At 69.9% G+C, this 13,363-nt stretch carries 10 protein-coding genes; all 10 read left to right on the top strand.

What is annotated here, in order from left to right:
* Positions 1-2: 2 nt before the first annotated feature.
* From ftsL to AC07SQ_RS18055, 10 genes are read left to right on the top strand one after another with little or no spacing between them, the layout of a single operon-like run.
* Positions 3-344, top strand: a complete 342-nt coding sequence (gene ftsL, locus AC07SQ_RS18100; RefSeq protein ID WP_062474236.1) for a cell division protein FtsL — start codon at positions 3-5, stop codon at positions 342-344.
* On the top strand, positions 341-2,095 hold the full coding sequence (locus AC07SQ_RS18095) for a peptidoglycan D,D-transpeptidase FtsI family protein (RefSeq protein ID WP_095743607.1): 1,755 nt from the start codon (positions 341-343) through the stop codon (positions 2,093-2,095). The genes ftsL and AC07SQ_RS18095 overlap by 4 nt, the downstream gene beginning before the upstream one ends.
* 1 nt (position 2,096) lies before the next feature.
* Complete coding sequence (locus AC07SQ_RS18090; protein ID WP_495272324.1) at positions 2,097-3,653, top strand: UDP-N-acetylmuramoyl-L-alanyl-D-glutamate--2,6-diaminopimelate ligase; 1,557 nt, start codon at positions 2,097-2,099, stop codon at positions 3,651-3,653.
* 5 nt (positions 3,654-3,658) lie between these two features.
* The gene (locus AC07SQ_RS18085) at positions 3,659-5,098 is read left to right on the top strand and encodes a UDP-N-acetylmuramoyl-tripeptide--D-alanyl-D-alanine ligase (RefSeq protein WP_495272495.1); all 1,440 of its coding nucleotides are present in this window, start codon (positions 3,659-3,661) and stop codon (positions 5,096-5,098) included.
* 15 nt (positions 5,099-5,113) lie between these two features.
* The gene (mraY, locus tag AC07SQ_RS18080) at positions 5,114-6,292 is read left to right on the top strand and encodes a phospho-N-acetylmuramoyl-pentapeptide-transferase (protein WP_070060130.1); all 1,179 of its coding nucleotides are present in this window, start codon (positions 5,114-5,116) and stop codon (positions 6,290-6,292) included.
* Positions 6,293-6,302: 10 nt separating this feature from the next.
* On the top strand, positions 6,303-8,585 hold the full coding sequence (murD, locus tag AC07SQ_RS18075) for a UDP-N-acetylmuramoyl-L-alanine--D-glutamate ligase (protein WP_495272325.1): 2,283 nt from the start codon (positions 6,303-6,305) through the stop codon (positions 8,583-8,585).
* Positions 8,582-9,877, top strand: a complete 1,296-nt coding sequence (ftsW, locus tag AC07SQ_RS18070) for a putative lipid II flippase FtsW (RefSeq protein WP_062474228.1) — start codon at positions 8,582-8,584, stop codon at positions 9,875-9,877. The genes murD and ftsW overlap by 4 nt, the downstream gene beginning before the upstream one ends.
* Positions 9,874-10,935 carry an undecaprenyldiphospho-muramoylpentapeptide beta-N-acetylglucosaminyltransferase gene (murG, locus tag AC07SQ_RS18065; protein WP_492698066.1) on the top strand — a complete coding sequence of 354 codons (1,062 nt, stop codon included), beginning with the start codon at positions 9,874-9,876 and terminating at the stop codon, positions 10,933-10,935. The genes ftsW and murG overlap by 4 nt, the downstream gene beginning before the upstream one ends.
* Positions 10,932-12,395, top strand: coding sequence for a UDP-N-acetylmuramate--L-alanine ligase (gene murC / locus AC07SQ_RS18060; protein WP_307635886.1), 1,464 nt, complete (start codon positions 10,932-10,934; stop codon positions 12,393-12,395). The genes murG and murC overlap by 4 nt, the downstream gene beginning before the upstream one ends.
* Positions 12,392-13,363 carry a D-alanine--D-alanine ligase gene (locus AC07SQ_RS18055; RefSeq protein WP_492698064.1) on the top strand — a complete coding sequence of 324 codons (972 nt, stop codon included), beginning with the start codon at positions 12,392-12,394 and terminating at the stop codon, positions 13,361-13,363. The genes murC and AC07SQ_RS18055 overlap by 4 nt, the downstream gene beginning before the upstream one ends.

The following is a 13,363-nucleotide window of genomic DNA, read 5'->3' as shown; positions in this document are numbered from 1 at the left end:
CCATGGCGCGCATCAACCTGCTTCTTCTGCTGGCCGTCATTGCGACGGCTTTGTACCTTGTGCACACCCAGTACCAGTCGCGCCAGCTCTACACGGAGTTCGACCGCGCGCTGCAGGAGACGCGCAAGCTCGAAACCGAGCATGACCGCCTGCAGGTCGAGAAGCGCGCCCAGGCCACGCCGCTGCGCGTGGAGAAGCTGGCCAAGGAACAGCTGCAGATGCGCACGGCCTCGCCGGCCATCACGCAGTACGTGCGCCCCGACGGCTCGGTGATCCCGGCCGTCGCGCCGCTGCCGCCGACCACGCCGCCCAAGCCCGGCACCACCGCGAGGCCCGCCCGATGAGCCGCGGCAACCGCAGCGTGCGCTACACCACCAGTCCCTTGCTCGCGAGCAAGACGCCGGTGTGGCGCAGCAAGTTCATCGTCGCCGGCATCGCCTTCGGCTTCGTCATGCTGGCGGGCCGGGCTGCGTACGTGCAGGTCTTCAACAACAGCTTCTTCCAGCGCCAGGGCGAGGTGCGCTTCGCGCGCACGCTGGAGCTGCCGGCCAACCGCGGGCGCATCCTCGATCGCAACGGGCTCATCCTGGCCTCGAGCGTGGTGGCGCCCAGCATCTGGGCCATTCCCGAAGACGTGGAGCGCGACGACCCCGAGGTGCGCGCCAAGCTCAAGCAGGTGGCCAAGCTGCTCGGCATGCCGCAAAAGGACTTCGACAAGAAGCTGGAAGACGAAGACAAGACCTTCGTCTGGATCAAGCGCCAGGTCGACGAGCCCATCGCCAAGCAGATCGCGGCGCTCAACCTCAAGGGCATCTACCAGCGCAAGGAATACAAGCGCCAGTACCCCGAGGGCGAGGCGGCGGCGCACGTGGTGGGCTTCACCAACGTGGAAGACAACGGCCAGGAAGGCATCGAGCTGGCGTTCAACAAGGAGCTGGCCGGCAAGGCCGGCTCGCGCCGCGTCATCAAGGACCGGCTGGGCCGCGTGGTCGAGGGCGTGGGCGAGCAGGTGCCGCCGGTCGAGGGCCGCGACATCCAGCTCAGCGTCGACAGCAAGGTGCAGTTCTTCGCCTACCAGAAGCTGCGCGACGCCGTCACCGCGCGCCGTGCCAAGGCCGGCAGCGTGGTGGTGCTCGACAGCACCACCGGCGAGGTGCTGGCGCTGGCCAACTACCCGAGCTACGTGCCCGACAAGCGCCAGAACCTCACCGGCGAGCAGCTGCGCAACCGCGCGCTCACCGACACCTTCGAGCCCGGCTCGACCATGAAGCCCATCACCGTGGCGATGGCGCTGGAGGCCGGCCGCGTCAAGCCCTCGACCATCATCGACACCGCGCCCGGGCGCTACCAGCTGGGCGGCTTCACCATCAGCGACACCCACAACTACGGCTCGCTGACGGTGGAGGGCGTGATCCAGAAGTCGAGCAACGTGGGCGCGCTCAAGATCGCCCAGAAGATGACGCCCCACGAGATGTGGGACACCTACACCGCGCTGGGCTACGGCCAGAAGCCGCAGATCCAGTTCCCCGGCGCCGTGACGGGCCGGCTGCGTCCGTGGAAGACCTGGAAGCCGGTCGAGCAGGCCACCATGGCCTACGGTTACGGCCTGTCGGCCTCGCTGTTCCAGATGGCGCATTCGTACACCTCGTTCGCGCACGACGGCTCCATCATTCCGGTCACCATCCTGAAGAACACCGAGCCGCCGGTCGGCGTGCGCGTGTTCTCGCCCTCCAACGCGCTTGCGGTGCGCAAGATGCTGCAGATGGCCGCCGGCCCGGGCGGCACCGGCACGCGCGCGCAGACGGTGGGCTACTCGGTCGGCGGCAAGTCGGGCACGGCCCACAAGCAGGTCGGCAAGGGCTACGCCAGCAACAAGTACCGCGCCTGGTTCACCGGCATGGCGCCCATCGAGAAGCCACGCATCATCGTCGCGGTGATGATCGACGAGCCGACCGACGGCCAGTATTTCGGCGGCCTCGCCGCGGCGCCGGTGTTCAGCGAAGTCGTGCAGCAGACCCTGCGCATGATGAACGTCCCGCCCGATCTGGCGGTCAAACCCCTCGTGCAGACGCAAGACGTCCCCGAGAGCTTCTGACATGCTGACACTCACTTCCCCCACCACCGCCGCGTTCTGGCTGAAAGAGCGCGTGCAGGGCGCGCTGCTCGCGGACAGCCGCGCGGTCGGCCCGGGCGACGCCTTCATCGCCTGGCCCGGTGCCGCCACCGACGGCCGACAGCATGTGGCGGCCGCGCTGGCGCAGGGCGCCGTGGCCTGCCTCGTCGAGCACGAGGGCGTGGACGCCTTCGGTTTCGATGGCGACGAGCGCATCGTGAGCTACCCCGGCCTCAAGGCCGCCACCGGCCCGATCGCCGCCGCCTTCTACGACAACCCCTCGGCGCAGCTCGACCTGCTGGCCGTGACCGGCACCAACGGCAAGACCTCCACCGCGTGGTGGCTGGCCGAATCGCTGTCCACGCTGCGCGCGGCCGGCGGCGTGCGCGCCATGCGCCCCGACGGCACCACCGAGCGCGGCGCGCCGTCGCCCTGCGCCGTGGTCGGCACGCTGGGCATCGGCGTGCCGCCCGAACTCACCTACACCGGCCTGACCACGCCCGACCCCGTGATGCTGCAGCGCGCGCTGCGCGGCTTCGTCACCGAAGGCTTCGGCGCCTGCGCCATCGAGGCCTCGTCGATCGGCATTGCCGAGCGCCGGCTCGACGGCTGCCGCATCGCGGTCGCCGTGTTCACCAATTTCACGCAGGATCACCTCGACTACCACGGCAGCATGGACGCCTACTGGCAGGCCAAGGCCGAGCTGTTCCGCTGGCCCGGCCTGCGCGCCGCGGTGATCAACATCGACGACATGCATGGCGCCAGCCTGTGCGCCAACCTGCTGGACGCCGGCATCGGCGCGCTCGACGTCTGGACCGTCTCGGCCGGCGGCAAGCCCGCACGGCTGGTGGCGCGCGACATCGGCTACGACGCGCAGGGCCTGCAGTTCACCGTGGCCGAGCACGGCAGCACGGCGCCCGCCGAACGGCTCGCCACCGGGCTCATCGGCCAGTACAACGTCGCCAACCTGCTCGGCGTGCTCGGCACCTTGCGCGCGCTGGGCCTCACGCTCGCCCAGGCCGTGGCCGCCTGCGCCCACCTCAGCAGCGTGCCGGGCCGCATGGACCGCGTGCAGCCGACCGACGGCGCGCCGCTGGCCGTGGTCGACTACGCCCACACGCCCGACGCGCTCGACAAGGCCCTCGCCGGCCTGCGCCCGTTGGCCAAACAACGCGGCGGCGCACTGTGGTGCGTGTTCGGCTGCGGCGGCAACCGCGACCCGATCAAGCGCCCGCTGATGGCGGCCGTCGCTGAGCGGCAGGCCGACCATGTCGTGCTCACCAGCGATAACCCGCGCAACGAGAACCCCGACGCCATCATCAGCCAGGCGCTGCGCGGCTTCACGCGCGTCGAAGCGGCCCGCGTGCAGGTCGACCGTGCGCGCGCCATCGCTGAAACCATCGCCCAGGCGGCGCCGCAAGACGTGGTGCTGATCGCCGGCAAGGGCCACGAAGAGTGGCAGGAGATCGCGGGCCAGCGCCTGCCGTTCTCCGACAAGACCCACGCGCTCGACGCGCTCGCGAAGCGGGGTGCCGCATGACCGCCATGGCCACGCCCGTCTCCACGCCGCTCAACCTCACGCTGGCACAGGCGCAGCAATGGGTGCCAGGGTCGCGCCTCGTGGGCGACCCGGCCACCGTGATTGCCCGCGTCCACACCGACACCCGCACCCTGGCCGCCGGCGACCTGTTCGTCGCGCTCAAGGGCGAGCGCTTCGACGCCAACGACTTCCTGGCCGACGCGAAGCAGCAGGGCGCCGTGGCCGCCATTGCGCACGGCGGCCTCGAAGCCGCGGGGCTCGCCGGCTTCGAGGTGCCCGACTCGCTCATCGCGCTCGGTGCGCTGGGCGCCGGCTGGCGCGCGCAGTTCCAGCTGCCGCTGATCGCCGTCACCGGCAGCAACGGCAAGACCACGGTCACGCAGATGATCGCGGCCGTGCTCGCGGCCTTCCGCGCCGACCGCGCGCTGGCCACGGCCGGCAACTTCAACAACGAGATCGGCGTGCCGCTCACGCTGCTGCGCCTGCGCGCGCAGCACCAACTGGCAGTGCTCGAACTGGGCATGAACCACCCGGGCGAGATCGCGCGGCTGGCCGCCATGTCGCGCCCGACCATCGCGCTGGTCAACAACGCGCAGCGCGAGCACCAGGAGTTCATGGCCAGCGTCGAGGCGGTCGCCATCGAGAACGCCGCCGTGTTTGCCGAACTGCCCGACGACGGCACCGCCGTGTTCCCGTACGGCGACACCTTCACCTCGCTGTGGACCGACCTGGCGCGCCAGAGCGGTTCGCGCCGCTGCCTGACCTTCGGCGAGCACGCCGATGCCGACATCTCGCTCGACAGCGCCGAATGGCAGCAGGGCGCCTGGCGCGTTCGCGTGCGCACGCCGCTGGGCGCCTTCGAGGCGCGCCTGCACATCGCGGGCCGCCACAACGTGGGCAACGCGCTCGCCGCCACCGCCTGCGCGCTCGCGGCCGGCGTGTCGCTCGACACCATCGCCGCGGGCCTGTCGGCCTTCGAGCCCGTCAAGGGCCGTTCGCGCGCCAGCGAGGTCGTGCTGCCCGGCGGGCACGCGCTCACGCTGGTCGACGACAGCTACAACGCCAACCCCGATTCCGTGATTGCCGCCATCGACGTGCTCACCGGCCTGCCCGCGCCGCGCCTGCTGGTGCTCGGCGAAATGGGCGAGGTCGGCGACCGCTCGCCGGAATTCCACGCCGAGGTCGGCGCTTGGGCGCGCCAGCGCGGCCTCGACGCCGTCTACACGCTGGGCGGCGAGACCGTGCATGCGGCGACGGCTTTCAACAACAACGATGGTGTCGATGGACGCCATTTCGACGATTTCGACACGCTCCGCGCGGCCGTGCTCGCCCGACTGCCGCAGCTGGGCAGCGTGCTGGTCAAGGGGTCGCGCTTCATGAAGATGGAGCGCGTGGTGCAGGCGATCGAAGCACAACAACAAAAGGAGGCCGGTCATGACGCATGAGCCGCGCAACACACCATGCTGATGTCCCTGGCCCAATGGCTGCAGACGCTGTCGCCCGAGTTCGGGTTCTTGCGCGTTTTCAACTACCTCACGTTCCGCGCCCTCATGGCCGCGCTGACCGCGCTCGTGGTCGGCCTGGTGGCCGGCCCGTACGTCATTCGTCGCCTCGCCGCGCTCAAGATCGGCCAGCCGATCCGCGGCTACGGCATGGAAACGCACCTGACCAAGAGCGGCACGCCCACCATGGGCGGCGTGCTGGTGCTGTTCGCCATCGCCTTCGCCACCTTGCTGTGGTTCGACCTCTCGAACCGCTTCGTGTGGATCGTGCTGTGGGTCACGATGGGCTTCGGCGCCATCGGCTGGGTGGACGACTGGCGCAAGGTGGTGCGCAAGGACCCCGAAGGCATGCGCTCGCGCGAGAAGTACTTCTGGCAATCGCTGGTCGGCCTGCTCGCGGGCTTCTACCTGCTGTTCAGCATTTCCGAGAGCTCCAACTGGCGCGTGCTCGAGCTGTTCTACGCCTGGGTGCGCTCGGGCTTCGACCTCGACTTTCCGCCCAAGATCAACCTGCTGGTGCCGTTCTTCAAGGAAGTCAGCTACCCGCTGGGCGGCATCGGCTTCGTGATCCTCACCTACCTGGTGATCGTGGGCGCGAGCAACGCCGTCAACCTCACCGACGGCCTGGACGGCCTGGCGATCATGCCGGTGGTGATGGTGGGCTCGGCGCTGGGCGTGTTCGCCTACGTCACGGGCAGCGCGGTGTACTCCAAGTACCTGCTGTTCCCCAACATCCCCGGCTCGGGCGAGCTGCTGGTGTTCTGCTCGGCCATGGCCGGCGCGGGGCTCGCGTTCCTCTGGTTCAACACCCATCCGGCGCAGGTCTTCATGGGCGACGTGGGCGCGCTCGCGCTGGGCGGCGCGCTGGGCACCATCGCGGTCATCGTGCGCCAGGAGATCGTGTTCTTCATCATGGGCGGCATCTTCGTGGTCGAGGCGATCTCGGTGATGGCCCAGGTCATGTACTTCAAGTACACGAAGAAGCGTTATGGCGAAGGCCGGCGCGTGCTCAAGATGGCGCCGCTGCACCACCACTTCGAGAAGAGCGGCTGGCGCGAGACGCAGGTCGTCGTGCGCTTCTGGATCATCACGATGCTGCTGTGCCTCATCGGCCTGTCGACGCTGAAGCTGCGGTAACAAGAAAACCATGCGGCACCTGAAAGACCTCCCCGTTCTCATCCTCGGCCTCGGCGCGTCCGGGCTGGCGATGGCGCGCTGGTGCGCGCGCCACGGCGCGGTCGTGACTGTGGCCGACACGCGTGAGGCGCCCGCCTCGCTCGCGACGCTGCAGGCCGAGCTGCCTGATGCCACCTTCATCGGCGGGCCGTTCACGGCCGCGCTGGTCGAAGGCACGCCGATCCGCGCCGTGTACCGCTCGCCGGGCCTGTCGCCCGCGACGCTGGCGCCGGTCGTCGACGCCGCCAAGGCCGTGGGTCTCGTGGTCGGCGGCGAGCTGGACCTGTTCGCGCGCGCGCTGCTCGATCTGCAGACGGTCGAGGTGCCGGTGGTGGAAGCCGAAGCTGAAGTGCCGGTCGAAACCGCCGTGGTCGAGCCTGTCGTTGAAACGCCGGCCCAGGCCGAACTGGCCTTGAGCGAAGAAGTCCCTGTGGCGGAGGCTGCGGTGGCCGAAACGCCGGAAGTGCCTGCGCCGGAGGCTGCTGCGGTTGTCGAAGGCGAGCCCGAAGCGGCCGCGCCCGTCGAAGCTGTTGAGGCGACCGAGGCGGTTGCACCCATGGAGGCCGTGGCCGCTGAGTCGACCGAAGCCGCACTGTCAGTCGATGCGACTGCCGCAGAAGCCGAACCCGTCGCTCCCGTCGAACCGACCGAAGCCGCTGAAGCCACACCGCCCGCCATGGCTGAAGCCATGCCGCGCGATGCATCGCTGAGCGTGCCGGTGACGCCGCCCACCGAAGACGTCGTCGCCGACGGCGCCACCACGGAAGACGCCACCACGGAAGACGGCGCAGCGCCGGCCACTGCTGATACGCCTGCCGTGTCGCCCGCCCCCGCCGCCACCGTCTCCCGGCTCCCGACCCCCGGCAAGCCCTACGTGCCCACCGCGGCGCGCGAGGCCGCCGAGTTCGTCGCCAAGATCGCCGAGCTGTCCGCCACCAACCCGGCGTCGGCCGCGGTCGAGGAAGAGGCCACGCCGCAACTCGAACTCGTGCCCGAACCCGAGCCCGAAGCGCCCAAGGGCTACACGCCCGCCGTGCTCGCCATCACCGGCACCAACGGCAAGACCACCGTCACCTCGCTCACCGGCCAGCTGGTCGAACGCGCGGGCAAGACCGTGGCCGTGGCCGGCAACATCGGCCCCACGCTGCTCGACACGCTGGCCGGGCACCTCGACGCCGGCACGCTGCCCGACGTGTGGGTGCTCGAACTCTCGAGCTTCCAGCTCGACGGCGTGCAGGGCTTCGAGCCCACGGCCGCGACCGTGCTCAACCTCACGCAGGACCACCTCGACTGGCATGGCGACATGCCGGCCTACGCGGCCGCGAAGGCGCGCATCTTCGGCGCCAAGGGCCTGATGATCCTGAACCGCGACGACGCCGGCGTGATGGCCATGCTGCCGCCGCCGGTCAAGGTGCGGCTGCAGCGTCCGCAGATCCGCACCCACGTCACCTTCGGCGGCGCGATGCCGCTGCGCCCGGGCGACTACGGCATCGAGCGCATCAACGGCGTGGCCTGGCTGGTGCGCGCGCTGGAAGCCGACGAAACGCAAAAGCGCAAGCGCGGCGCGGTGGTCGAAGAAGAGCTCTTCTTCCAGCGCCTCATGCCTGCCGACGCGCTGCGCATCCGCGGCCGCCACAACGCCATGAACGCCTTGGCGGCGCTTGCGCTCGCCAGCGCCGCCGACTGCCCGCTGGGCCCGATGCTCTACGGCCTGCGCGAGTACCGCGGCGAGCCGCACCGCGTCGAGCCGATCGCCATCGTGGACGAGGTCGAGTTCTTCGACGACAGCAAGGGCACCAACGTCGGCGCCACTGTGGCCGCACTGAGCGGCCTCGGTGAAGAACGCCGCGTGGTCGTGATCCTCGGCGGCGAAGGCAAGGGCCAGGACTTCGAGCCGCTGGCCGACCCCGTGCGCCAGTACGCGCGCGCCGTCGTGCTGATCGGCCGCGACGCCCCGCTGATCGAGGCCGCGCTGGCTTCCACCGGCGTCTCGCTGAAGCATGCGGGCTCGATGGAAGAGGCCGTGAAGCTCGCCGCCGCGCGCGCCCACCCCGGCGATGCCGTGCTGCTGTCGCCGGCCTGTGCGAGCTTCGACATGTTCAAGGACTACGCGCACCGTGCCGAGGTGTTCTGCGAGGCCGTCGAGGCCTATGCCGACAGCCCGCGCGAGGCCGTGGGTGGCGACGACGCGGTGGTGTCGTACGCCCCGCAAGCTTCGCTGTCCACCGCCGGATCGATGGAGGACCCGATTTGAACTCCGCAGCCGCAGGCCAGGAAACCAGCACCGGCAGCCGTTTCGGCGGCTGGTTCAGGCGCGCCCGCAGCGGCATGGATTCGCTGCCCGTGCACCTGCCCGTGCGGCTGGGCGGCGCCGGTGTCGCGCAGACCAAGGCCACGCCGATGCGCGTGCTGGGCTTCGACCAGGCGCTGGTCTGGGTCACGGTCGCGCTGATGACCTGGGGCCTGATCATGGTGTATTCGGCCTCGATCGCACTGCCCGACAACCCGCGCTTCGCACGCGCCGGCTACAGCGCCTCGTACTTCCTCACGCGGCATGCGGCCTCGCTGGTCATCGCCTTCATCGCCGCGCTGCTGACCTTCCAGGTCCCGATGAAGACCTGGGAGCGCGCCGCGCCCTGGCTCTTCGTGGCTTCGCTGCTGCTGCTGGTGGCGGTGCTCATTCCGCACATCGGCATCAACGTGAACGGCGCGCGCCGCTGGCTGCCGATGGGCTTCATGCGCTTCCAGCCGTCGGAGCTGGCCAAGTTCGCGATGGTGCTCTACGCCGCCAGCTACATGGTGCGCAAGATGGAGATCAAGGAGCGCTTCTTCCGCGCCGTGCTGCCGATGGGCATCGCGGTGGTGGTGGTCGGCATGCTGGTGATGGCCGAGCCCGACATGGGCGCCTTCATGGTGATCGCCGTGATCGCCATGGGCATCCTGTTTTTGGGCGGCGTGAACGCGCGCATGTTCTTCGTGATCGCGACGCTGGTGGTGGTGGCCTTCGGCTCCATCGTGGCGAGCAGCCCGTGGCGCCGCGAGCGCATCTTTGCGTACCTCGATCCCTGGAGCGAGGAGCACGCGCTGGGCAAGGGCTACCAGCTGTCGCACTCGCTGATCGCCATCGGGCGCGGCGAGGTCTTCGGCGTGGGCCTGGGCGGCAGCGTCGAGAAGCTGCACTGGCTGCCCGAGGCGCACACCGACTTCCTGCTGGCCGTGATCGGCGAGGAGTTCGGCCTCATCGGCGTGCTGCTGATCATCGGCCTGTTCCTGTGGCTCACGCGCCGCATCATGCACATCGGCCGCCAGGCGATCGCGCTGGACCGCGTGTTCTCGGGCCTCGTGGCCCAGGGCGTGGGCGTGTGGATCGGCTTCCAGGCCTTCATCAACATGGGCGTGAACCTGGGCGCACTGCCGACCAAGGGCCTGACCTTGCCGCTGATGAGCTTCGGCGGCTCGGCGATCTTGATGAACCTCGTGGCGCTCGCCGTCGTGCTGCGCATCGACTACGAGAACCGTGTGCTGATGCGGGGAGGTCGCGTATGACGCGCACTGCGCTGGTCATGGCAGGCGGCACGGGCGGGCACATCTTCCCGGGTTTGGCCGTGGCCGAGGCCCTGCGCGAGCGCGGCTGGCGCGTGCACTGGCTGGGCGCGCCCGGCAGCATGGAAGAAAAGCTCGTGCCTCCGCGCGGCTTCGCCTTCGAGCCGGTGCAGTTCGGCGGCGTGCGCGGCAAGGGGCCGCTCACGCTGTTCCTGTTGCCGCTGAAGCTGCTGCGCGCCTTCTGGCAGAGCCTGGCCGTGGTGCGCCGCGTGAAGCCCGACGTGCTGGTGGGCCTGGGCGGCTACATCACCTTCCCGGGCGGGATGATGGGCGTGCTGATGGGCAAGCCGCTGGTGCTGCACGAGCAGAACTCGGTCGCCGGCCTCGCCAACAAGGTGCTGGCGGGCGTGGCCGACCGCGTGTTCACGGCCTTCCCGAACGTGCTGAAGAAGGCGCAGTGGGTGGGCAATCCGCTGCGCGCGGCGTTCACGTCGCAGCCCGATCCGGCCACGCGCTTCGCGGGCCGCACGGGGCCGCTCAAATTGCTGGTGGTCGGCGGCAGCCTGGGCGCGCGTGCGCTCAACGCCGTCGTGCCGCAGGCGCTGGCGCGCATCGCGCCCGCCGAACGCCCGCAGGTGCTGCACCAGAGCGGCGCCAAGCAGATCGACGAACTGCGCGCCAACTATGCGGCGGCCGGCGTCGAGGGCGAACTCACGCCCTTCATCGACGACACCGCGCAGGCGTACGCCGAGGCCGACCTCATCGTCGCGCGCGCCGGCGCCAGCACCGTCACCGAAATCGCGGCCGTCGGCGCAGCAGCGCTGTTCGTGCCTTTCCCCTCGGCGGTCGACGACCACCAGACCACCAACGCGCGCTTCCTCGTGGACGCGGGCGGTGGCTGGCTGGTGCAACAGACCGACCTCACCCCTGAATTGCTGGCTGATTTGCTACAGAAAACCGAACGCGCGACCTTGATCGACCGGGCCACCAAGGCCAAGACCCTGCAGAAGACCGAAGCAGTGGACGCGGTCGTCCGCGCCTGCGAGGAGCTTGCGAAATGAAGCACGCGATCCGTCACATCCACTTCGTCGGCGTCGGCGGCTCGGGCATGAGCGGCATCGCCGAGGTGCTGCTGAACCTGGGCTACCGGATCACCGGCTCCGACCTGTCCGACAGCGCCACGCTGCGCCGGCTCGCGGGCCTGGGCATCGGCACCTTCGTGGGCCACGCCGCCGCGCACATCGACGGCGCGGACGCGGTCGTCACCTCCACCGCCGTGCAGTCGGACAACCCCGAGGTGTTGGCCGCGCGAGAAAAGCGCATTCCCGTCGTGCCGCGTGCGCTCATGCTCGCCGAGCTGATGCGCCTGAAGCAGGGCATCGCCATCGCCGGCACGCACGGCAAGACCACCACCACCAGCCTGGCCGCCAGCGTGCTCGAGGCCGCCGGGCTCGACCCGACCTTCGTGATCGGCGGGCGCCTGAACAGCGCCGGCGCCAACGCGCAGCTGGGCAGCGGCGACTACATCGTGGTCGAGGCCGACGAATCGGACGCCTCGTTCCTGAACCTGCTGCCTGTGATGGCGGTGGTCACGAACATCGACGCCGACCACATGGAGACCTACGGGCACGACTTCGCGAAGCTGAAGAAAGCCTTCGTCGATTTCCTGCACCGCATGCCGTTCTACGGCGTGGCCATCCTGTGCACCGACGATCCGGCGGTGCGCGAAATCGTGGCCGACGTGACCTGCCCGGTCACCAGCTACGGCTTCGGCGAGGACGCCCAGGTGCGCGCCATCGACGTGCGCGCCGTCGGCGGCCAGATGCATTTCACCGCGCAGCGCCGCAACGGCGTGACGCTGCCCGACCTGCCCATCGTGCTGAACCTGCCGGGCGAGCACAACGTGCGCAACGCGCTGTCGGTGATCGCCATGGCGGTCGAGCTCGGCATTGCCGACGAAGCGGTGCAGCGCGGCCTCGCCGGCTTCAAGGGCGTGGGCCGTCGCTTCCAGAGCTACGGCGACGTGGCCGTGCCGAACGACACGGCCGGCGGCACCTTCACCGTCATCGACGACTACGGCCACCACCCGGTCGAGATGGCGGCCACCATCGCGGCCGCGCGCGGCGCTTTCCCGGGGCGCCGGCTGGTGCTGGCCTTCCAGCCGCACCGCTACACCCGCACGCGCGACTGCTTCGAGGACTTCGTGAAGGTCATCGGCACGGCCGATTCGGTGCTGCTGGGCGAGGTCTATGCCGCGGGCGAGGCGCCCATCGTGGCCGCCGACGGCCGCACGCTGGCGCGCGCGCTGCGCGTGGCCGGCAAGGTCGAGCCGGTGTTCGTGGACGACATCGTCGCCATGCCGCAGGCCATCCTGGACAACGCCCGCGCGGGCGACGTGGTGCTGTGCATGGGCGCGGGCTCCATCGGCGCGGTGCCGGGCAAGGTGGTCGAACTCGGCACGCCGCCCGCACCCTCATCAACAACTTCAGAGCGCACTGCGCGCAAGGGGAGGGCCGCGTGAGCCTTCAGGATCCACAACTTTTCGGCAAGGTGGCCGTGCTGTTCGGCGGCAGTTCCGCCGAACGCGAGGTGTCGCTGATGTCCGGCGCCGGCGTGCTGCAGGCCCTGCGTTCGCGCGGCGTCGACGCGCATGCCTTCGACCCGTCGGAGCGCGAGCTGACCGACCTGAAGCGCGAAGGCTTCGATCGCTGCTTCGTCGCGCTGCATGGTCGCCACGGCGAAGACGGCACCGTGCAGGGTGCGCTCGAGCTGCTCGGCATTCCCTACACCGGCTCGGGCGTGATGGCCTCGAGCGTGGCGATGGACAAGGTCATGACCAAGCGCATCTGGCAGGCCGACGGCCTGCCGACGCCCAAGTACGTGCGCCTGGCCTTCGACCAGCAAAGCCGCGAGCAGATCATGGTGGTGCCCGACGTGCTCGGCCTGCCGTTGATCGTGAAGCCGCCGCGCGAGGGCTCGTCCATCGGCGTGACCAAGGTCGAGGGCTACTCGCAGATGCAGGATGCGGTCGCGCTGTCGGCGAAGTTCGACGCCGACGTGCTGTGCGAAGAGTTCATCGACGGCGAAGAAGTGACCTGCGCCGTGCTCGGCCAGGGCCTGGACGCGCGCGCGCTGCCGGTGGTGCGCATCGCTGCGCCCGAGGGCGCCTACGACTACCAGAACAAGTACTTCACCGACGACGTGAAGTACCAGTGCCCGAGCGGCCTGCCCGAAGCCGAGGAACGCGAGATCCAGCGCATCACGCTGGCCGCGTACCACACGCTCGGCTGCCGCGGCTGGGGCCGCGCCGACGTGATGATCCGCGCCAGCGACCGCAAGCCCTTCCTGCTCGAGATGAACACCTCGCCCGGCATGACCAGCCATTCGCTGGTGCCGATGTCGGCGCGCGCGGCGGGCATTCCCTACGAAGAGCTGTGCGTGCGCGTGCTCGCGTCCGCATCGCTGGATGCCAAGGGAGGCGCGAACTAA

Source organism: Variovorax sp. GW821-FHT06D12, assembly GCF_059419205.1.
Note: the sequence above shows the minus strand (reverse complement) of the source record. Positions and strands in the feature narration are given on the sequence as shown.

Bases quoted from the DNA above. Each gene is read 5' to 3' on its own strand.
- ftsL (WP_062474236.1), top strand. From the start codon at position 3: ATGGCGCGCATCAACCTGCTTCTTCTGCTGGCCGTCATTGCGACGGCT.
- AC07SQ_RS18095 (WP_095743607.1), top strand. From the start codon at position 341: ATGAGCCGCGGCAACCGCAGCGTGCGCTACACCACCAGTCCCTTGCTC.
- AC07SQ_RS18090 (WP_495272324.1), top strand. From the start codon at position 2,097: ATGCTGACACTCACTTCCCCCACCACCGCCGCGTTCTGGCTGAAAGAG.
- AC07SQ_RS18085 (WP_495272495.1), top strand. From the start codon at position 3,659: ATGGCCACGCCCGTCTCCACGCCGCTCAACCTCACGCTGGCACAGGCG.
- mraY (WP_070060130.1), top strand. From the start codon at position 5,114: ATGCTGATGTCCCTGGCCCAATGGCTGCAGACGCTGTCGCCCGAGTTC.
- murD (WP_495272325.1), top strand. From the start codon at position 6,303: ATGCGGCACCTGAAAGACCTCCCCGTTCTCATCCTCGGCCTCGGCGCG.
- murG (WP_492698066.1), top strand. From the start codon at position 9,874: ATGACGCGCACTGCGCTGGTCATGGCAGGCGGCACGGGCGGGCACATC.
- murC (WP_307635886.1), top strand. From the start codon at position 10,932: ATGAAGCACGCGATCCGTCACATCCACTTCGTCGGCGTCGGCGGCTCG.